This is a genomic window from Paenibacillus sp. BT-177 (genome assembly GCF_025846815.2).
Classification (GTDB): domain Bacteria; phylum Bacillota; class Bacilli; order Paenibacillales; family Paenibacillaceae; genus Paenibacillus; species Paenibacillus polymyxa_C.
The window spans coordinates 110,791-131,845 of the sequence record NZ_JAOYTP010000008.1; the positions used below are offsets into that span (position 1 = coordinate 110,791).

Consider the following 21,055-nt stretch of genomic DNA (forward strand, 5'->3'; position numbering starts at 1 on the left):
CCTTTTTTTCATTATCGAGAACACGAATTACGCACACCTTCTTATATTTTTTTGCAAATCAATTTTCGAATGATTCAGACCTAGTCATATAAGATAGTTGACAGTTTGTCATGCGGTATATGTGACAGGCCCAAGTACGATGTCATCAAAGCTTGGCGGTTTTATCACTGTTCGATTTAACAATATCGGAGGTAAGGTGAGGGGGTAAAGCAGAACAACATTCTAAAATAATGGAGCGATTGCGTTATGAAATTATTCATCATTCGAAAAGGAGTGAAACTTACTTTAACAGATATATTGGCGGGTACACTAGCTTATGGAACTGTCCACGCAGAGGGTCAGACGGCAAAAAAAATCGTCCCTTACGAAACATCGAATATCAGAATTAGTATATGGCAGATTTTCAATACCATTCCGACCTATTTGCCACTCTGATACTTACCTCATCAAAGTTTAAGTGTTTCTTATTGGCTTACTATTTTTGGTCGCACTTATATATGAAAACTTGAGCGAGCAGCGATGTGCATCAAATTGAGTGACGGACCTCCAACCCGAAACAAAAATTAACTTTTTTTTAAGAATCTCTTTACGTTTAATTAAGATTTGTTTTTCATACTTAATCATGTACAGTAGGCAACCGGATGTATCCGGCCCTGCCAGTACTTCAGCCCGTATGCTCTCTTGGTTAAATCCTCTATCATTAAGTTAACAGAGATAAGGAATTCACATAGAAATATTATTTCAGTTTTGACAATTTCAATGGAATTTGTCGATTAAAATAAGAATGAGGGATGGTTGGATCAATGTTGCTTCGTTTACGCAAATCTTCAATGCAGGCAGTCTGGATGGTGTGGGAAAGAGGGTTCGATTGGATTTCACGCTTTCGCGGATCGCATACATCGCACTTTGGAATTTGCAAAGTCATGATTAAGAAACACCGAGGGGAGAGCATCGTCTGTGCGGACTCCACCATCATCGATAGAGGCGATCTGGTCGGAGAACTCCATCTCAATAATGAAACGATTCTGATGCTGATCAAATCCGAAGACTCAGACCGCGCGGCGCTCATGACGGCCCGGCTTACACGGAAATCCATGCAGCAGATCAGCGAGGCATTCGCAAGTCAGCCGGAGTTCAGAGAGGTGAAGGCGTTAGTCGCCATTACGCTGCTTCATCGTGGTTTGATACATGGTCTTGGTTTCGAACAACAACCGATGAAGTCCGATCTGTTTCAACGCATTACAACGGCTTATCTACGATTATTGTTATCCGTCATGCACCCTGAAGGCAAGAAGCGGATTGGCCGCAAGACCGAACAATTGATACCGATGATGCTGATTCACTCCCGCAGCTCGCTGAGGAACCGATTTATGACGATGAAGAGACAGTCCGTTTCAAAGGAGTTATGTCTACCCAAATCAAGATCCAATTAATTAAAAACAAAAGAAACTAAGAGCGTGGTGGGTAAGTTCCTGGAGGGCGGTATGAAGTTGGAACACAGCGATTGGAAACCCATACCACCCAGAGGTAACCTATTTTTCATCATGCTCTGTAACAAAGGCGGGAAGGCATTCATGGATGAAATTATGGAATTTTTACAGAACTTCGGAGCGACGGGACTTTTTATTCACGCTATGCTCGATGCGATTATCTTCCCTATCCCGGCGTTCTTCCTGCAGCTTTCTTTAAGCGCGATGCAACCGGAGTCGGCTTTATGGCTCGCTACGGTTGGCTTTGCCGGAAGCCTGCTTGGGACACCGATCGGTTATGGGATCGGCAAGCTGTCGGGAAAGCATGTTTTAGGCAGTGTAATGAAGAAAAAATGGCTGGATTCGGCAAGCGACTTATTTGCCCGCCGTGGCGAGGCTGCAATCCTGATCGGATCGTTCACTCCGATTCCGTTTAAAATATTTACTATTTTATCCGGATGCATGAATTATACGTTATGGAAGCTGCTCAGCTATGCGGCCATTGGCCGGGCGGTGAAGTTTTATGTAGTCGGTTTTCTCTTCTATATATATGGCCGTGCGGCAGAGAATATGGTGAACCAAGTTCTCACGATTATGCTGGTGGGCGTTGGTATAGCGATTGCGGCAATATGGTTCTTGATATGGAAGCTGTCTGAGCGGAGGAAGATAAGGGATGAACATCAACCGATCGAAAAAACAGGGAACGGAGGCGGAAAGCAGAATGCAGTGGATAAGGCGAATTGATCAAACGATGTTCTTCTGGTGCAACCATCGGCTGAGTAGTCGGGCCCTGGACCGATTGTTCGGATGGATTACCCATTTGGGCGGAGCTTTATTTACCATCATTTGCGCAGTGTCCTTGGCATGGTTCGCCGAGGGGGAGTTCAGCAGAATCGGGCTGCAAAGCTTGATTGCACTGGCCGTTAGCCATATCGTTGCTGTTCTGATCAAGAGAAAGGTGCGCAGAGACCGGCCTTTCCGCAAGCTGGAGCAGGTAAAGGTAGGCAAATTCCCGTTGAAGGATTATTCCTTCCCATCCGGCCATACAACCGCTATTTTCGCCCTGGTTACACCTTTTATGTTGGCCTCATCGCCGGCAATTATGCTTGTCTTGATTGGTCTGGCCTTGTTGGTGGCCATATCCCGGGTTTATTGGGGCTATCACTATCCAATCGATTGTGTGGCTGGTGGGATGGTCGGATTCCTAACGGCGGTGCTGGTTATTTTGTTCATACATAGTTAAATTTCACGAAGGAGACGATTGTTGATGAATAGCATAAAACGGGAAAAGCTGCTGATTTTGTCCGGCGCGCTCGGGGATGGACACATGCAGGCGGCCAAGGCGATTTTGGAGGCATCGGTGTTGTACAAACAGGGAGTAGAGGTGGTCGACTTTATGCAATGGATCCATCCCCGCATGCATGTGGTTGAACGGTATTGCTTCCTGCAATGGGTGAAGCATTTTCCTTCCTCATACGGATATATGTATCAGAAGACCCGGACGGACAGTACACTTACTTTCTTCCTGAAGCATTTTCTCACGACCAGCCTGCAGCGACTGCTCAAACTTCTGAATGAGGAACAGCCGACGTTGATTGTCAGTACGTTCCCGCTGGCATCAGCCGCCATTTCCTTGCTTAAGGAAAAAGGGATGACGGATCTGCCTGCGGCAACAGTCATTACTGACCATTCCGATCACAGTTATTGGATACATCCGTTTACGGATCTGTATCTGGTCGGCTCCGAAGGTGTGCGTGGAGCTCTGCAGAGAAAAGGCGTTGCTGACCACAAAATTGCTGTAACGGGCATCCCTGTTCGCCCTTCCTACAGTCAGACCGACAATAAAGACCGGCTGCGCGAGAAGCTGGCCTTGCCTCTTGACGCCTTTGTCGTGCTGGTGATGGGGGGCGGTTGCGGGATTATCGATAAATCCTTCATCGAGCAAATGCAATCTGACTCTTTTCCCCCTAACGTGCAATTTGTGATCGTATGCGGACGCAATGTGAAGCTGCTGAACCGTCTGCATGAAGCGTTGGGAGACAGGGATAACGTCATGCTGACAGGCTTCCTGGAGGGAATCCATGAATGGATGGCGTCCGCAGACGTATTGATTACCAAGCCGGGCGGACTGACGACCTCCGAAGCTCTGGCGCTTCAGCTTCCCATGCTGCTGTTGAAGCCACAAATGGGGCAGGAAAAGGATAATGCCAGTTATTTGATTCAAGCGGGAGTAGCGTATCTATGTCAGATTGACAGTTTGCAGGATCAGCTTCAGCGGCTGGTTCAACAGCCTTCCCTAATGGAAGAAATGAGGGAGAATGCAGGGCTGTGCAGACAGCAGGATTCCGCCAGACATGCGGTCATGCAAATTCTGAACATGCAGAGCGATACCCAGGAAGAAAAATGGGTTTGCTCCTTGCAGCAATATGCTTAAACTTATTTTTCACTAAGGGGGATAAAGACGTTGCTTGTTAAATATTTGTTGATTGGGCTCATAGGCTTCATCAGTCTGTATATGCTAATTCCCAGTTTTCTGCCAAGAATAGTCAGATTGGGAGCCTTTCGTAAGGGAACGACCAAAAACCAGGTAGCGTTCACATTCGACGATGGGCCGCATCCGAGGTATACACCGGAATTATTGGATTTATTGCAGGATTATCAAGTGAAGGCCACATTCTTCGTGCTTGGCTCGCAGGCGGAACTGCACCCGGATCTAATCAGAAGAATGGATCGTGAAGGTCATCAGATTGGAATCCACAATTACGCTCACACCTCCAATTGGCTGATGCTTCCCTGGACGGTGCGGCGTGATCATATGAAACGGACCGCAGATATTATTGAATCCATAATTGGAAAAAGGCCGGATCACTATCGTCCGCCATGGGGGCTCATGAACGCTTTCGATTTCTTTCATCCCAAATCGTACCGCATCGTACTCTGGTCCTTGAAGGCGGGGGATTGGCGCAGCAGGAGCTGCCGCAAGAAGCTGAAGGCAACGCTGCTGAACGGAATTACGGACGGATCTGTTATTTTACTGCATGACAGCGGAGATACGCCGGGAGCGGACCGTCACGCGCCATATTTTATGCTTCAGGCTCTGGAGGAAGTACTACATCAATTACAGGGACGCAACTTGCAATTCGTTCGTCTGGATGAAATGGCTTGACAAGTGAAATGAGGTGACAATAGTGAGACAGGAACCACAAATTTTAATTTTAACGGCCGATTACGGAGAAGGTCATCATCAGGTGTCCAAGGTGTTGCAGCAAAGCTTAATTCGCAATGGTTATAGCGAGGTGGCGGTTGTCGACTTGTTCCGGGAAGCTTATCCTGTGCTGAACAAAATAATCCGCTTTCTATACCGGCAAAGCCCGCATGCAGCCAGTTTAGGCATTCCCTATTACGGATGGATCTACCATCTGACCAACCGGCTTCCCATGAAGGGAAAGATTGCGGCCTGGATGAACAGTCTTGGCGGCGACAGGCTCAAGAAAATCATCCTCCAGTACCAGCCGGAGGTCATCATTTATACATTCCCGTTCGGCAGCTTGCCAAGCAGCGAAGCATTATCTGCGATCCGTCCCCGGACTGCTGTTGTCATAACGGACTTTGACGTTCACCGGAGATGGCTGTTCGCCAAGCCGGATCACTATTTTGTCCCTGCCAGCGACGTCAAAGAGGCCATGGTCAGGCAAGGCGTCCCCGAGAGTCGTATTACCGTGACCGGAATTCCAGTCAGGGAGTCATTTTATGATGCGGCAATGATCGGTTCCAGCTCCGTTAAAGAGGCAGATGAGCATGTGATTCTGCTTATGGCCAACGTCTGTGGCACATTGCAATCGCTATCGAGGCTCATCGGGAAGCTGCTACTCTTGTCAGGCGTCCGCATTCAAGTGATTTGCGGCCGGCAGAAAAGATGGAGACGGAGACTTGCGGAGAGCTGGGCGGATGATGCAAGAGTGGATGTATTCGGCTTCACCTATCAATTGCATGTTTTGATGAGCAGTGCCTGCTGCGTCATCACGAAAGCGGGAGGCGTTACACTATCCGAGACGATTCAGGCCGGGGTTCCGATTTTCATCCTAAATCCGTTTCTGGGGCAGGAGAAGGAAAATGCCTTGTATTTGCAGCGCAAAGGAGCGGCAGCCGTGGCCTTTACGATTCATGATCTGGTGTTGCAGATACAAGCGATGATCTCCTCTGAGCCGATCAAGCAGTCAATGATGAACGGGCTGCTCGCAGCAAGGCAGAAAACGTCTGCGGACCATATTGTTCGGCATTTGTTTCCTGAGGCAAGCCCCTTAAGAAGGGGGGGAATATGATGAACGGGAGGAGCGCGTTCAAGCTTTCTACTCTGATGCTGTTCACGGTGCTTTTTTGCACAGAGTTTGTCCGAAGTGCTTTCTTGTTCTCGTTCCTGCCGAACTTTGCCGTCAACGAATCGGGGCAAACCGTTGCTTTGGTCGGTCTTGCCGTCTCGCTTCATTATACAGCCGATACGCTGATTAAATGTGTGGCTGGATATTTGCTGGACAGGTTTTCGCTGCGCTGGCTGCTGCCCGCCACTTTCGTCCTGATGCTGTCCGGACTAGCCGCTGTGTTCTTTAGTCCATATGCCTGGGGGCTCGTTGCCGGTTCCGTGATGCTTGGGATGGGGGCGTCGCCTATATGGCTCATTTGTCTGGAGAAAATCCGGCTGACGGAGCGGGCAGCCCAGATTGGGGCGATATACACCGTGTGGCTGGCCTGCATCGGTCTGGGGCCGATCACAATCAATCTCACCTTCGATTATGGCTTCGTACCTGCCTTCCGGCTGATGGCTGCGCTGCTCGCCGTCGGCTGCATCGCATCGTTCGGGATTAACAGAACAACCCCCTTGCATCTCCAGAACGTCAGCTTTGCCGAACAAGCGACAGGACTGCGAAGAAGACTCGTTCAGCTGAAATGGCTACTGCCAGGCATGGTCCTGCAGATGACCGCTGCGGGACTGCTGCTGCCGATACTGCCCGGTTTTGCCGCTGACCATCTAGGTCTGAGCCAGCCGCAATATTCGATAATGCTCATATTCGGCGGGGCCGGTGCGATGCTGTTTCTGGTCCCGATGGGGAAGCTGGCCGATCGATGGGGGCACAAGCAAATGCTGTTCGCCGGTTTCGTATCGCTTACGGTCATATTGGCTCTGTTAATCGTATCCATGCCGCCGCCTGCATTAACGATGCTGTTTGCCTTTATGCTGGGATTGTCTTACTCAGCCGTGCTTCCGGCCTGGAATGCGGTGCTGTCGTACCTTGTTCCGGAGGATCAGAAAGGGACCGGGTGGGGAGTACTCTCCGGGATTGAAGGGCTCGGTATTATGATTGGTCCGGTCATCGGGGGATGGATAGCCAGCCAGTATACGAATGAAGCTGCCATTAGCATCAGCGCTGCTTTACTGGCTGTTCTTGCACTTTTTTATTTAATTTTGCCGCAAAACAAGCTTGTCTCGGCTCGCGGGACATTGCAGCACAAGAGGGAGAATGCTCATGGACCTGATCGGGTTAGTTGAACAATTGTTTCACGAATATGGATACCTGGTCTTGCTCATCAACTTGCAGCTAACTTCATCGCGCTCCCCATTCCCCCGAGCAACAACACCTTGACCTATATCGGTTTCTTAGCCTCTAAAGATGTGCTTCATGGGCTGTCGGCTTTTCTCAAGCAGGACTCCTACGATTGCAATCAAAAAAGAAAGTACACTAGTTTATCCTTACTAACTAAATTGTATTAGCTCTATCAAATAACACAGTTAGAACAACAACTCATTCTGGGCATGTTTCTTTGCCTATCGGTAAAGGTTGTTGTCCTAACACCTTTTGTACTAGAGATCCTTATCTTAGCAAGCACGTCATATAAGACAGTTGACAGTTTGTCATGCGGTATATGTGACAGGTCCAAGTACGATGTCATTAAAAGTTTGGCGGTTTTATCACTGTTCGATTTAACAATATCGGAGGTAAGGTGAGGGGGTAAAGCAGAACAACATTCTAAAATAATAGGAGTGATTGCGTTATGAAATCATTCACCATTCGAAAAGGAGTAGCACTTCTGACGGGCAATCATTCTGGGGACAAACCGGCGGTACTTTGGGATTTGAATCAAGAGCCTTCGGATCTTTAGGCGGGCAGCGCATTTTGGTAACGTGCATCAACTCGGTAGCCCCGGAAGTGGAGCCGGCTCACAATAAAATAATCGATAAGGAGTTTGGCCGTTAAGTTTAAAGCCGACATCGCGCCCTTTATTTGAGGGCGAATGTCGGATTCTGCTATAATTAACCGTCGTTTTATGCAATCGAGGCACGTATGTCCGCATTCAGAAGAAAACGATTTCAAAATAGATAAGATGTACTAGGGACATAACGACGGCGTATTTTATATTCGGTCGGTGAGCTCTACTATCAAAATTCTGTAACTTGACTTTTAAAAACCACAAATATAATAACTGAAATATTACATTTGTAATACATATGGAAATGAGAAGAGAGGAGGACATCGGGTATAACCTGCTGGCAGGGGTTCAAACAGACGATATATTTTTAGGGAAAGAAGGCTAAAATCTTGAAAAAATACGTATTAAATACAAATAGAATAGCTTTATTTGCGATGACACTCTTTCTTGTGCTGCTCGTTGGCTGTACAAAACAGGGGGCTTCAACTCCGCCGACTGAAAAGGAGCCACCAAACTCAAACGCAGCGAATGTGGTTTTTAAACAGCTTGAAGTCAAGTTTGACGCGCGGCTGGGCGTATATGTTATTGATACGGGAACAGGGAAAGAGGTTGCCTATCGGGCCGATGAACGTTTTGCCTATGCATCCACTTACAAGGCACTGGCAGCAGGCGCGGTCCTGCAGCAGAAGTCTAACGATGAACTGGGCAAAGTCATTAAGTTTGCCAAGGATGATCTGGTAACGTATTCACCGATTACGGAACAGCATGTGGATACCGGGATGAATCTCAAGGAAATCAGTGATGCGGCTATTCGTTATAGCGACAATACGGCAGGAAATTTGCTGCTAAAGGCGCTCGGCGGGCCCGAAGGGTTCGAAAAAGCGATGAGAGACAACGGTGACACTGTGGTTATGGCCAACCGTTATGAGACAGAGTTGAACGAAGCGATTCCTGGGGACCACCGTGATACGAGTACGCCCAACGCCCTTGCCAACAGCTTAAAAGTGCTGACGATTGACGATTCCATGCCTAATGACAAACAAGAACTGCTTATCGGCTGGTTAAAGGAAAATACTACCGGTGACGAACTAATTCGGGCGGCTGTGCCAGAGGGCTGGGTAGTTGGTGACAAGACAGGCGCAGGAAGCTATGGCACACGCAACGATGTTGCCGTCGTATGGCCTCCGGACAGGGATCCGATCATTATTGCCGTAATGTCCAGCCGTGATACCGAAGATGCAGAGTATAACAATGCCCTAATCGCTGAGGCAGCCAAGGCGGCCTTTAAGGCTCTGGAGTAAGCGTAGCAGAGCTGCTGGGTAAGTCGATAGGGCTATTTAAACCAAGCACAAAAGGTCGAGACAAGGGGAAACATGCTCCTGTTCTCGACCTGTTTGCCAAACAGGGAATCGTAAGAATTCCTCTGGATTAGAGTATTCCCCTATGACCATATAAGTACGTGTTCCAAAAGTACCCCCTAATTAGTGCGAGTTCAAAAAAACTTATAGAATCTCTACAAACTCATTTCAGTGTAGAACCCCAGTCATACGGATCACTGTGGTCGGTGTAAATACCCTTCACCACACGATAGGCAAGCTTGGGTTTGCGATATTCGTTAACCAGCCCCTTGTTATTGAAGGAGCGTGCCCGGTCTCTGAAGTGCGGTTGATGGCTCAGAAGTTGGCCCCGTGTATCTGCAAATTGCCAAACGTAAGTGCCACTAATCTTCGGATCGCTTCGAAAGAGCTTCAGCGATTTGCCGAGCAAATCAGCTTGATAATCCTCGCTGAATAAGCGCGGTTCCCAGCCAGAATCTCCATATACACCGGCTCCATCAAATTCGTTCATGAGCACCGGGGTATACTCGGCTCCATATTCATTGCAACGCTCATTGATGGCTTAGATAGATTGTTAAGTGCTGGTGCCAACATATATGCGCTGCAGGACCTACACTCAAAGCTATATATATTCGATGGGACTTCGGTTATTACCAGATCTGCTAACTTTACGTTTAATGGTTTCTATAAGAGCCATGAATTTGGTATGTTAATAGAGAATGAACCGGTTTTTGCTAATGAATGTTCCGATTACTTCAATGGAATCCTTGAATCAAGGTGTTTGATGAAGAACTGGTTTTGATTGCGGAACCCGGCTTGCATCAGATGCCCGAAGTATTAGGTAAACCGATGTTGTTCTTTGAGATCGGGTGTACACACAGAATTCAAACTGAAGCTTTTCTACATAGCCGTGGTGTCCATACGCTCAATGTAATGGAATTTGGTACACTGAACACGATCCTAAGTGGTGTATCTGCCGGAATAGGGGTATCTTTACTCCCGCGATCTTCGGTTGTTCAAGCCGAATTAAGAGGAGAGGTTTCAGTGATATCTTTGCCAGAGCCATACTGCAGGTTGGAAGTGGGACTTGTACATGCCCAAAGTGAACATCTATCGGCCGCATTACGTGGCTTGCTGGAGATGATGACAACCAGGAGTAACGAAGGCTAAAAAATTCTATTTCATAAAACTCTATCGGGGTTGTATTGTTATTAACAGTGAGGGACGAACTCGAATTCGTTAGATCGAGGGCCTAATCAATAATATTTTACATCGGTACAATGATGGCAGGCTTTATCTCACCTATAAAAGGAGGATGTTTCATGGAATCAGCGGCATTAGAACCAATTCGGGCTCTTTTGAATCAGGCATATCAGACCGTAATGGGGAAGAGCTGTACGCGGGAATCGGAGCAGGCGATCGTTGATTTTGAGTAAAAGCACAACGTTATTCTTCCCGAGTCGTACCGGGACCTTTTGCTGTACTACGGTGCCTGCCACTTCGGTGATCCTGCGCTCTATTCCGTACAGGAATTGGACTGGGCATACCCTGCATTTGTGGAAGCGTATCATGAGTATTAGAAAGAGTACGACCTGCCTGAAGACCTGAATCCGTTCCCGATTGGCGGTTTTTGGAGAAGGAAGCATTGCTGTTCTGAAACGGAATTCGGGTAAAGTTCTGATGCTTATCCACGACTATGCAGGAGACTATCCATTTCAGGAGGTAGCGCCTCACTTTGACGGATTGATGGAGATGCTGGCCGGTTCTGCGATCTGGGTTCAGGAACAGATGAAATAGTCAGACTAGGTGACACGTTGTATGGGTGGGGAATGTTATCAAGTTCTTGTCATCCGACAACAATTGTTGAGAAGAAGTTTTATCTCAGCAGCTCATGTAATACATATGTACAAAATACGAGTTTTGTGAATATGTATAAGGGAAACCTCGTAATTAATTTAAATTATAGAGATAACCTTTGATTTATTTTCCAATTCTAAGTGGTTCTTTCTTAGATCTTTGTCTGTAACAACTTCATGTATAATCCCGTTATTATCGCACCAAATTTTCTGTGCCTTTATTTGTTTCAATGTTCGGGAGTTACGCGGATTTTCGGGATTTAACTCGAATTCATATTTAACCTCACAACATTTTACAGTTCCATCTTTCAACTGAATCCACATGTCAAAAATACTTGTATGTAGCTCACCATTAAAAGCATAGCTAATCTTAGGATATTGTTCACAATAAGCTTTGATTGCTTGTTTCTATTTTTTAAATTCGACGCTCCTACTCGACTTCTTAAAGCTGTTTAAAATATCCCCTCTTTATATACACCATAAAATAGATACACTAAAACAACGTTAGACCTATTAACCACTTTCTCAATACGGAAGTGCTTTAATGCTTTATAAAACTTAAAGGCAACTAAATACTGATGTTGCGCCATGCTGCACTTGACGTGTAGATTTTCCCCACATATAATTAAAGTCAATAAAACATATGAACAGTTGCTCATGTGTTAATAAAATAGAAAGCTGGGATATGTATGGCAGGACATGATCATGGACATCGACACAACAATAAAAAAGTTTTGCTGATCTCCTTCATCATCATCACTACTTACATGCTGGTCGAAGCTTTTGGTGGATTTATTACCAATAGTTTAGCTTTGTTCTCGGATGCAGGTCATATGTTATCGGATTCTCTTGCGTTGGCGATCGCTTTGTTCGCGTTTAAGTTTGGAGAGAAAGCTGTCAATAAGGAAAAAACCTTTGGTTACAGGAGATTTGAAATATTGGCTGCAATGCTAAACGGTGTTACTCTGATTGCGATTGCCTTATACATTTTTTACGAAGCGATTGAAAGGTTTATAAATCCTCCAGAAGTAGCTACAGTGGGGATGCTAGTTATCAGTATTGTTGGCCTGTTCATTAATATACTCGTTGCCTGGATTATGATGCGAGGTAGCGATACAGAGCACAACCTGAATATGAGAGGTGCTTATCTGCACGTCCTCAGCGATATGCTGGGATCTGTTGGAGCGATTATTGCCGCTCTTCTGATGATGCTCTTGGGATGGGGTTGGGCGGACCCACTTGCTAGTGTAATTGTCGCAGTACTTGTCCTTCGCAGTGGTTACTTTGTTAGTAAGACTTCCCTGCATGTGCTTATGGAAGGAACACCCCGTAACATTGATGTAGAGGAAGTCGTACAAGCCATTTCGCAGTTCGAAGGTGTGAAAGCCGTACATGATGTGCATATTTGGTCAATTACTAGCAACTTAAACGCTCTGACTGCGCATATTGTAGTTGATGGAAATAAAACAGTGTATGAAACCGAGGCCCTACTGCATAGTATCGAGCATATGCTGGAGCATAAGAACATTCCTCACTCTACTTTGCAGATCGAGTCCGAACAGCATAGACACGATGAATCCATTATGTGCACTATAGAGTCAGGTGCGCCGGATGCACATGCACATCATAGCCATTAATAAAAGGAGGACTGTTTGACTTTTTTGGAGCGGCTGAATCCTCGACCGCTCCCCTAAGTACCAATGCACTCCTTGGAAATTTGTTCTGTAGACTTAGATCCAAGTCTGTTAACGCAAAATGGGTCATTCCTTCTTAAATGGAGCGATGGCATCTAGTATAAACCTCATTATTTTCTCAAAAGTCAAATTCATATCTGAATCGAGATAATTCAAGTCTGCCCACCATCACAATACGGTTTTTCGTACGCATCTTTACCTACGCGATTGCCCTTTGATACGATTCAATCAGTGATTCAAGGTGACCTTATTATTTTTGAAATGGTGACTTTTCCGTTCTCTTTACATATTAATAGCACCTGAAGCTATTCCCTCTGACTTTTCCAATCCAAAAAAGAACTGACCGTCGTAGCTTCTTTCTTTTATATGTCCAGTAGTATATAAATAAAGATTAATAAAATGAGTGGACTGTTTAATCAGTGCCTTTCATAAAATTCTGAGTCAAATGGAGTGAAGTCTCTTTTAGAGTATTAATAAAAATACGTGTCGCAGCACTCAGGTATTTATCTTTCCTGTAGATAATTCCTATATATCGAGCAAGATTAACATTTAAAATGGGAATAATTCTGATACGAGGATGGTTAAGGTACTCTAAGTAAGGTCGCGGTAATATAGTTACCCCTATCCTATCTATAACCATATTAATTAAAGATTGCATGGTTGTAATTTCAAAGACCGGTTCTGGAATAAACCCCACATCTTTACAAGCTTTATTTATAAGCTGTCTTATAAAATATTGTTCAGGAAGTAAGATGGAAGGTGTTGTTTGCAAGACTTCTATACCTAATTTATCCTGATTCTCTAAGGGGTGTCCAACAGGCACTGCAAACGCCATTTCCTCTCTATATAAAGAAATGGTTTCTAATTCATCCCCTTTCATAGGTAAAAAAACAATGCCTATATCCAGCTTATTTTCTAACAGTTGTTTTTGAATATCCCCAGTACGTAATCCAAACACAGATATCTTAACACCAGGATATAGATGATGAAAACTACGTAATGTGGGCGGAATGAGGTAATTTTCAACGGTTAACAAGGTGCCTATAGAAATGGTTCCTCTTTGAAGGCCATTTAGTTCATCTATTGAGGTTTTTGCCTGTTCCAGTTCATGAAAAATGTTACGTGTATACTTTAAGAGTAATTCCCCTGATTCCGTAAGAGCCGTCTTTTTACCAATGCGATCAAATAAAAGTGTGCCAATTTCATGTTCTAACAAACGAATTTGTTGACTTAAAGAAGGTTGAGAAATCCCTACCTTTTCTGCTGCTCTTGTAAAATGTAGCTCTTGGCACACAGCGTAAAAATATTCAAGTTGTCTTAACTCCATTCTTAAGCCTCCTGATTTAAACGGTAATAGTTCCTACCTTTACATTTTGCAAGTTTATTAACATGAATTTCAATAGGAATACTATAAACAATCTTAGATATTACACATTATATCATAGGTTAAACCTATGGTTATTATATAAATAATTGAATTGTACTATTGATTGAACTGTCTTAGACTATTAGTTGCACAGAGATCCATTTAATCCTAAAAGTATAAATTCTTTAAACTGTGTAAAAATTTTGTGGGGGTGATAAGATGGGTAGTCAAAAAACAGAGATTATCTACTACAGTGAGTTTTTAATAAAGAGTAGTAAGCCTGCCGTTCGAGCATGTTCATGGAAATGGAAAGACATTTATCCATTACTCAATTAATCTGTATCGGAAGGCTTTCTTTAAAGTGGCCGTGGAACATTGTCACTCATTCATAATCATACAGGGGATACGCATGGAACTTCATCAACTATGAAAGTAGTCGTCCAAATTTTCAAACCTGGTGGGCATAATAAAGCTCATCGTCATACTAATGTAGCTCTCAATCTAGTATTTCAGGGCGAGGGTTATAGTATCGTGGATGGAGAAAAGATTGAATTGAAAAAAGGCGACCTATTCTTAGCTCCTCCTTGCTCTGCTCATGAGCATTGCAACACTTAGCAAACAGAGGATGCTATTATTTACACGTTTCAAAATGTACCGGTTCTTACTTCAATGGGCACTTGGTTTTTAGAGAAACCGGTGGGTAGTACACCTCGTCACATAGTCAAACCAGATACACAAATAAAGAATAACTAGAAAAGATTAGTTAATACTTTTGGCCTGAAGAATGTAACCAAACTTTAAACAACATGAACATAGAACAATTTAGTCATTCAAATATACCTTTTAAAAATTATCTGAAAGGATTTAGTATTTGACCTTATGTACAAATTAGTTCTTGTAATGTATATACACTGGAGGATATAACTGATGAAAAATTTTAATGTTGCTATTCCAACTCCCTTTCGTGATGATGAGAGCTTATATTTAGAAGGATTCAATCCTATTGTTAAACATTTAACAGATAACGGGATAGATTCACTACTTGTGTCTGCTACGACAGGCGAACAAAATTCAATGAGCATTGAAGAGCGTATCCATATTATTGATTATTTTAATCAACAAAAATTTGAAAATGTTGAACTGATGTTTGGCGTATCAGCTACAACAACAAGAAATGCAATAAAACTGGTTAAAAAGCTTGAGGAATCTGTTTTTGATTCTATTCTAATTCAGTTTCCACCTTACATTCAGCCGACACAACAACAAGCTATTTCTTATATCAATGAGCTGCTACAACATACCACCAAAAACGTTGTCCTTTATAATAATCCTTTCCGAACAGGATTTGAGCTAAGTGCTGAATCATTAAAGACTGTTATTAACCAGAAGTACTCTAACCTTGTAGGACTTAAAGAAGAGAGTGATGCCAAACGTCACCATAATACTGACTTACCAGATGATTTCATCATGTTCGCTGGTGGAGATGTAAATCTTACAGAAAAGATAATGAATGGCTGTAATGGACTTTCTAGTATGGTAGGAAATGTTTACCCACAAGAAATCAAACAAATTTTTAATGACTTATTAATGAATAAACCAGTAGACCTTTGGAAGATAAAACAATTAATTAATAAAGTTACAAGTGGTCAAGCCATCATAAACATAAAAAATCACTATAATTCTTTAGGTATAAAAGTAGGGGCATGTCGTTCTCCTATTAACTAACGGGAGAAGTCCAAAAATTCGCTTAATTTAATTAAAATGTTTAAAAGTAACCGTCAAGTAGAAAACAACATTTTATTATGTTCTCTGCTTTACGGTTACTATTGTGGAACAATATAGAAGTGTGGCAATCCAAACAATAAATGAATTGATTACCTAATTTAGAAAAGCTTTAGTATTAAATACGGAGGATCTATAGCGATCATGGGTATTTCACAAAAAACCAATCAACTAGGACAACCGAAACCGGATCTAAAGCCTAAAATGGGATTACTTATTATAGGTATCATCCTAATGGGAGCCAATCTCAGAGCCCCACTAACATCAGTGGGTCCACTAATAAATTCTATACGTGACAGTTTAGGCATATCTAATATACTAGCAGGGACAATAACTACAGTACCTTTACTTACTTTTGCATTCTTATCCCCTTTTGCCCCTAAGTTAGCTCAACGTTTTAGTACGGAGTTTATCCTATTTATTTCTTTAATCTTATTAACCATTGGATTTGGAATACGTTCTTTTGGTGGTGTAATAACCTTATTTATAGGAACAATCTTAATTGGTTCATGTATTGCCATTGGTAATGTATTACTCCCCAGTCTCATTAAACATAACTTTGCACAAAATGTAGGAATGATAACAGGGATTTATATAGTCTCTATGAATTTATGTGGAGCTATTGGATCCGGTATAAGTATCCCCATCTCCTCATTATCAGGATTAGGATGGTCAGGAGGTCTCGGATGCTGGGGAATCTTATCTCTTCTTACACTTTTCTTTTGGTTACCACTAATACAAAATCAACATGAACCTATTAGATTTGTACAAACTAAAAAGAAAGTTAAATCTATAAACTTATGGCATTCTAAACTAGCATGGAATGTCACGTTATTTATGGGTTTTCAATCCTTAATCTTTTATACCATGATAACGTGGCTTCCTGAAATTCTTGAACAAAAAGGGCTGAACACTCATGAAGCTGGCTGGATGTTGTCTTTAATGCAATTTGCTATGCTTCCTACTACGTTTATTGTCTCTATTTTGGCTGGACGTTTAAAGAAGCAGCATTCATTAGTACTGGTTTCAGTCGTCTTGCTTATTGGAGGGGTATTCGGTATCTTTCATGGAAGCACGATCCTTATTTCAATATGGATAATCATGGTTGGAATTGGAGTGGGATTTGCCTTTAGTTTAGCTATGATGTTTTTTAGTTTACGTACTCAAGATACGAATGAGGCAGCAGAATTATCCGGCATGGCTCAATCATTAGGTTATCTTTTGTCTGCTATCGGCCCTGTCTTATTTGGATGGTTGCATGATGTGACACATAATTGGAATACTTCCTTACTGATGTTAGTTTTAACTTCTGTTATTATCTTTATCACGGGTATAGGCGCAGGAAAAAATGAATATGTAGCATAGGATACCAGTCAGTAAACAAGAATACTTGGTTTTTAACCCAGTCTCAAAAACATTTGTTTTTGGGATTTTTTTGTAATTGGTATTAATATATAAAGGGGAATGGATAGTTGAAAACAAGAGAACTTCTTACCGACTGTCGCTATTTTATCGAACTAACGTTTCCCGTGAGTTGGACAAGATTATTAGAACTGAATGCTAATCCGTACTGGGATTCATAAATTCACTTAATCATTAAGCTCCCTGGAAATGATTTAGTTTCCTCACTCAAGCTCATGGAAGCGCTGCATGCTATTGTGCCGAACGGTACGACATATTTCTTGCAAATTACAATTAATATCTATTTTACACAACTAAGATAAGCCGTCCCCGACCCTCAGCCTCCAGTCATTACATCGTATGGTAGTACCAACAGGGTATTCAAAATCACATTCACCAATAAGAAGAAGCCAAGCTTGCGACAAATGACATTAGAAGCAGGATTGCAAAAAGCATGAATGAATTCATGTTTCTTTTCAGAATGGATAGAAGCTATGGCTTTCGCTGTTGCTTCTGTGGCTATCCCTCTGCCGATGTGTCTATGGCTTAAACCTATACTTACAATCAAATATATAAAATCCTTATTAAATAAAGACTAAATAATAATTTAATCAAACTAAAAGAAATACGGGTTTTGTGAAGATGTCTTAGAAAACCCGTATAGCAACGTGGATTCTTCATGAGATTCCCAAATTATTTTGCTATATCAACCTCAGTAGATTTGTTTTCATGTGGACTATGAAATTCCATATCTCATGGACTCTTTGAATCCTTTGCTAAGAGTTGATCTCATTGATATAACGATTTAATGTTCAGTGACACAAAGTATTCCCCTTTAAAGGATATTATAAATCAGGTAAAATTCATCAATCTCACTGTATTTATCCCTGAGGCTAGACTTAGGGAAGATTTGTGTCACTACAATTACTTAGTCCATATTCTCCCCATTTTTATCCAATGACAAAAATGTTCCTACATTAATGACGCAAAGTTACCTAAATAGGTTCACCGATTTCACATTGATCCTTGAAGTCCATTTGTTCATTTTAATTGCCTTGTAGCTGGCTGCCAGGATATTGTTAAGTATCTTTTGAAATAAAAAAAGAACGACTACCTACTGGAAGCCGTATAAACCGTGCCAAACAGTTATTCTATTATTAACTCACCCTTAATTCTATACTTCACCTTATTATTAGAATGCTCTTCTTCCCTCTTCGCCATATGTATCTCAGGTTCACTCTTATGTACATAATTTACTTTCATTATTCGGATCTTTGTACACCAATATGATATTCATACTGAATAAATCCAAGTTTTCATTAAAGGCCTTTATGCTCAATAAGTATATGTACCATTTAGGAAGATGTATTTTTATACCGTGTTTTTCTGCGCCAACAGGATGAATCGTTCCCAATTCCTCAAGATGAAAACTGATTTCATGTTGATATTTTCTACTTTATTAAATGAAATAACGACTTTTTCTTCTTCCTCAGAAAGATAAAATGAATGATTATCTTCATCATTGAAAGCAGTATGATCTTTCATAAAATCATTTAATTCATCAAAATCAACCGCAATCTCAACCATGACATTTTCTGCTGGGATATTTCCATGATTATAAACTTCTAGATAAACACTAGATTTATCGTCTTGAAACGATGATTCCTCCACACCACTTCCCCAGTCCTGAAATCTTGTCACCCGACAAATGATAAATTGTCAATTAGCTGGAGAACATTATTTAAAAACACACCTAATACAAAATGCAACTCACCTCCATCTAGAAGTAAATGAACTTTGCCAAATTATTTTCTGATCTTGCTGATGAAAAATGGATATATAGGGACCTTTTCGTATGATTTCCTATGTGAATGTGATATTTAGTATACTTATATATTCATTAAACTTCCCTAATAAGAACGTGCATCGCTAATCCCTTCTGCTCTTCTGCATTACAGGTAAATAAGCTCTTCACTACAAATCTAGACGACCAAACTCCTAACCTAACTTTCCTCATCTCTTTTGTAATCTGTCGTGCTGATTGAGCACAACAAAAAGAGATCAACGGTCGGAACACGTTGATCTCTTTTTGTCGTCTCACTCTGCTTTTCTTTTTCTACCGTTCTCGTCACTCGCAGACCGAGAAGATACAAACTCAGTATCCTCAGGGTTATGTGTCCCCTCTGTTCTATTTCTAATGCCTACATTTTTTTGGTGTTTGGATATCCAATGTCACTGGATTATTTCAAACGGACAAAATGTATTTCTCCAAGCCTATTTTCAAACCGTCTTCATCATTACTCGATGTGACCCAGTCGGCAATTTTCTTAACTTCCTCTGGCGCATTCCCCATTGCAATTCCTAGGCCTGCGTACAAAATCATATCCATGTCATTATAGTTGTCTCCAATGGCCATCGATTCACGATAAGTAATATTAAATATCCCCTCGAGTTCCTGAATGGCATACGATTTGGACACCATCTCATCCATAATTTCCAGATAGGTTCCCTTGGATTTATAGACACTGATACCAGTAACTTCATTTTTGATTTGTTGTACAAGCCGCTCAACGTCTTCGGGAGGTCCCATGCATAAAATTTTGTGAGTATCATGATCTTCTTCTATATATGAGGAAAGCACCCTCTGTATGGGAGAGCCATTAATAATTCCCGCCTCCTGAATTACCCAAGGATTCTGAGTGTTATCAACGATCCACTGGTCATAGCCATATAAGTTAAAACTAATAGAAGGATAATGATCCGATACAATATCGTATATTTGTTTAATGCTCTTTTTCGATAAACAGATGCTATGGAGGATTTCCCTATTACAGCCCAATATTAGACCACCGCTATAACAAATGACGGGAGCGCTAATATTGAGCTCTTGCTGAAGAGGAAAAATGCTGCTTGGCATTCTCGCTGAAACGAGTACAAAAGGGATATTTCCTCCCACAACCTTTTGGATTGTATTTTTGGTGTCGAATGTAATTTGATGTTTTGAATTTAACAACGTCCCGTCAATATCGCTAAAGATTGCTTGTATCATGGCCCATGCTCCCTTGCGATTTTTTATCATTTTTCTTCCTCAAGCACCTTGATAACTTCTACTCCGCTATCCTGCAACATCAGCAATGAATGCTTCGGGGCATTCTGATTTGTAATTAGAATATCAATTTCGGAAAAATTCAGACCTTTAAACGGGCTTGTTAAATTAAATTTTTTGAAATCGGCAAGTAAAAATACTTCTCTGGCACGCCTCGATACCAGCTTTTTAACTAAAGCATCATCACGGTTCGCAAAATACACTCCGTCTTCCATAATGGCGGCAGCTCCTAAAAAAGCTTTGTCAAAAAAAACATCGTTCAACTGCATAGCCGTGTCGTAGTCATAAAAAAAACGGTTTTCATGATTAAATTTGCCCCCGAGCAAATTTATGTTAATTTCACTTTTTGCTGATAAAGCTTCTGCATTATCCAACGAGTGTGTGTAAACCGTCAGATTCTTGTCCAATTGCCCACAGAGCAGTTGAATGGTAGTCGATACATCCATGAAGCATACATCTCCGTCAGCGATATGCTCAGAAGCTGCTTTTGCAATAAGCATCTTTTGCTTTGTTGCTGAGGTTACACGTTCCTTGTAGGCTCTTATTTCTTCTTTTAATAAGGGTAAGGCAATACCTCCATGGGTTCTGATAACCCCCCCTTCATGAACAAGCTTAATAATATCCCTTCTTGCCGTATCTCTCGAGATGTTCAATAAATCGCAAATTTCCGAATTTGATAATTGGTTACGGCTTTGGAGATACTCCAAAATTTTCAAAAGTCGTTCCTCTTGGTGAATATAATCCCTCCCCCTTTCCCTATATTCATCATAAGCAATTTAACGCTTTTTGTTAAGTGTTTTTAAGTGTTTTTTAAAAAATTAAGCAAACTGCTTATATTGA

General features: G+C 42.1%; 23 protein-coding genes. 17 read left to right on the plus strand and 6 right to left on the minus strand.

Going from position 1 to position 21,055, the window contains the following annotated elements; genetic code table 11:
- The first annotated feature begins 246 nt into the window (after positions 1-246).
- The 9 genes from OIU26_RS20575 to bla all read left to right on the plus strand — a co-directional run bounded on the left by OIU26_RS20575 (position 247) and on the right by bla (position 8,974).
- Positions 247-435: a hypothetical protein gene (locus OIU26_RS20575; protein WP_264217851.1), complete on the plus strand. Its 189-nt coding sequence runs from the start codon at positions 247-249 to the stop codon at positions 433-435.
- A 368-nt stretch (positions 436-803) separates the two neighbouring features.
- A complete protein-coding gene (locus tag OIU26_RS20580) occupies positions 804-1,433 on the plus strand; it encodes a YkoP family protein (protein ID WP_264217852.1) in 630 nt (209 codons plus the stop codon).
- A 141-nt stretch (positions 1,434-1,574) separates the two neighbouring features.
- Entirely contained in the window at positions 1,575-2,213 is a 639-nt protein-coding gene (locus tag OIU26_RS20585) for a YqaA family protein (protein WP_436449178.1), read from the plus strand.
- Positions 2,191-2,712: a phosphatase PAP2 family protein gene (locus OIU26_RS20590; RefSeq protein ID WP_025675937.1), complete on the plus strand. Its 522-nt coding sequence runs from the start codon at positions 2,191-2,193 to the stop codon at positions 2,710-2,712. Before OIU26_RS20585 ends, OIU26_RS20590 begins: the two co-directional genes overlap by 23 nt.
- A 24-nt stretch (positions 2,713-2,736) precedes the next feature.
- On the plus strand, positions 2,737-3,903 hold the full coding sequence (locus OIU26_RS20595; protein WP_264217853.1) for an MGDG synthase family glycosyltransferase: 1,167 nt from the start codon (positions 2,737-2,739) through the stop codon (positions 3,901-3,903).
- A 30-nt stretch (positions 3,904-3,933) separates the two neighbouring features.
- The gene (locus OIU26_RS20600) at positions 3,934-4,635 is read left to right on the plus strand and encodes a polysaccharide deacetylase family protein (RefSeq protein WP_058830807.1); all 702 of its coding nucleotides are present in this window, start codon (positions 3,934-3,936) and stop codon (positions 4,633-4,635) included.
- Between the two features lie 22 nt (positions 4,636-4,657).
- Entirely contained in the window at positions 4,658-5,791 is a 1,134-nt protein-coding gene (locus tag OIU26_RS20605) for an MGDG synthase family glycosyltransferase (RefSeq protein ID WP_264217854.1), read from the plus strand.
- Entirely contained in the window at positions 5,788-7,014 is a 1,227-nt protein-coding gene (locus tag OIU26_RS20610; RefSeq protein ID WP_264217855.1) for an MFS transporter, read from the plus strand. The genes OIU26_RS20605 and OIU26_RS20610 overlap by 4 nt, the downstream gene beginning before the upstream one ends.
- A 1,048-nt stretch (positions 7,015-8,062) precedes the next feature.
- The gene (gene bla / locus OIU26_RS20615) at positions 8,063-8,974 is read left to right on the plus strand and encodes a class A beta-lactamase (protein ID WP_264217856.1); all 912 of its coding nucleotides are present in this window, start codon (positions 8,063-8,065) and stop codon (positions 8,972-8,974) included.
- Positions 8,975-9,194: 220 nt separating this feature from the next.
- Here the strand turns inward: bla and OIU26_RS20620 are convergent, their stop codons facing one another.
- Complete coding sequence (locus OIU26_RS20620; RefSeq protein WP_264217857.1) at positions 9,195-9,521, minus strand: hypothetical protein; 327 nt, start codon at positions 9,519-9,521, stop codon at positions 9,195-9,197.
- Between the two features lie 60 nt (positions 9,522-9,581).
- Between OIU26_RS20620 and OIU26_RS20625 the strand changes: the two genes are divergently transcribed.
- The 4 genes from OIU26_RS20625 to OIU26_RS20640 all read left to right on the plus strand — a co-directional run bounded on the left by OIU26_RS20625 (position 9,582) and on the right by OIU26_RS20640 (position 10,807).
- Positions 9,582-9,812, plus strand: a complete 231-nt coding sequence (locus OIU26_RS20625) for a phospholipase D family protein (protein WP_264217858.1) — start codon at positions 9,582-9,584, stop codon at positions 9,810-9,812.
- A gap of 23 nt (positions 9,813-9,835) precedes the next feature.
- The gene (locus tag OIU26_RS20630; protein ID WP_436449179.1) at positions 9,836-10,180 is read left to right on the plus strand and encodes a LysR substrate-binding domain-containing protein; all 345 of its coding nucleotides are present in this window, start codon (positions 9,836-9,838) and stop codon (positions 10,178-10,180) included.
- Positions 10,181-10,485: 305 nt separating this feature from the next.
- The gene (locus tag OIU26_RS20635; RefSeq protein ID WP_264217860.1) at positions 10,486-10,590 is read left to right on the plus strand and encodes a hypothetical protein; all 105 of its coding nucleotides are present in this window, start codon (positions 10,486-10,488) and stop codon (positions 10,588-10,590) included.
- Between the two features lie 40 nt (positions 10,591-10,630).
- Positions 10,631-10,807 (plus strand): hypothetical protein, encoded by a 177-nt coding sequence (locus OIU26_RS20640; RefSeq protein WP_264217861.1) that lies wholly within the window; start codon positions 10,631-10,633, stop codon positions 10,805-10,807.
- Between the two features lie 158 nt (positions 10,808-10,965).
- On the opposite strand, the gene OIU26_RS20645 is transcribed toward OIU26_RS20640, so the two are convergent.
- Positions 10,966-11,265 carry a Tn7 transposase TnsA N-terminal domain-containing protein gene (locus OIU26_RS20645; RefSeq protein ID WP_436449184.1) on the minus strand — a complete coding sequence of 100 codons (300 nt, stop codon included), beginning with the start codon at positions 11,263-11,265 and terminating at the stop codon, positions 10,966-10,968.
- A 290-nt stretch (positions 11,266-11,555) separates the two neighbouring features.
- Here OIU26_RS20645 and OIU26_RS20650 point away from each other — a divergent pair, with 290 nt between their 5' ends.
- Positions 11,556-12,503: a cation diffusion facilitator family transporter gene (locus OIU26_RS20650; protein WP_264217862.1), complete on the plus strand. Its 948-nt coding sequence runs from the start codon at positions 11,556-11,558 to the stop codon at positions 12,501-12,503.
- 469 nt (positions 12,504-12,972) lie between these two features.
- On the opposite strand, the gene OIU26_RS20655 is transcribed toward OIU26_RS20650, so the two are convergent.
- The gene (locus tag OIU26_RS20655; protein ID WP_029515234.1) at positions 12,973-13,887 is read right to left on the minus strand and encodes a LysR family transcriptional regulator; all 915 of its coding nucleotides are present in this window, start codon (positions 13,885-13,887) and stop codon (positions 12,973-12,975) included.
- Between the two features lie 465 nt (positions 13,888-14,352).
- On the opposite strand from OIU26_RS20655, the gene OIU26_RS20660 reads away from it, so the two are divergent.
- The 3 genes from OIU26_RS20660 (at position 14,353) to OIU26_RS20670 (ending at position 17,073) form a co-directional block, all read left to right on the plus strand.
- Positions 14,353-14,541, plus strand: coding sequence for a cupin domain-containing protein (locus OIU26_RS20660; RefSeq protein ID WP_165083947.1), 189 nt, complete (start codon positions 14,353-14,355; stop codon positions 14,539-14,541).
- Between the two features lie 312 nt (positions 14,542-14,853).
- The gene (locus OIU26_RS20665) at positions 14,854-15,651 is read left to right on the plus strand and encodes a dihydrodipicolinate synthase family protein (protein WP_102163732.1); all 798 of its coding nucleotides are present in this window, start codon (positions 14,854-14,856) and stop codon (positions 15,649-15,651) included.
- 201 nt (positions 15,652-15,852) lie between these two features.
- Positions 15,853-17,073, plus strand: coding sequence for a CynX/NimT family MFS transporter (locus OIU26_RS20670; RefSeq protein ID WP_264217863.1), 1,221 nt, complete (start codon positions 15,853-15,855; stop codon positions 17,071-17,073).
- A gap of 1,407 nt (positions 17,074-18,480) precedes the next feature.
- On the opposite strand, the gene OIU26_RS20675 is transcribed toward OIU26_RS20670, so the two are convergent.
- From OIU26_RS20675 to OIU26_RS20685, 3 genes are all read right to left on the minus strand, one after another.
- On the minus strand, positions 18,481-18,780 hold the full coding sequence (locus OIU26_RS20675) for a hypothetical protein (protein WP_264217864.1): 300 nt from the start codon (positions 18,778-18,780) through the stop codon (positions 18,481-18,483).
- 574 nt (positions 18,781-19,354) lie between these two features.
- Positions 19,355-20,188, minus strand: coding sequence for a Cof-type HAD-IIB family hydrolase (locus OIU26_RS20680; RefSeq protein WP_264217865.1), 834 nt, complete (start codon positions 20,186-20,188; stop codon positions 19,355-19,357).
- Entirely contained in the window at positions 20,185-20,931 is a 747-nt protein-coding gene (locus tag OIU26_RS20685; protein ID WP_264217866.1) for a DeoR/GlpR family DNA-binding transcription regulator, read from the minus strand. The genes OIU26_RS20680 and OIU26_RS20685 overlap by 4 nt, the downstream gene beginning before the upstream one ends.
- Positions 20,932-21,055: the final 124 nt, after the last annotated feature.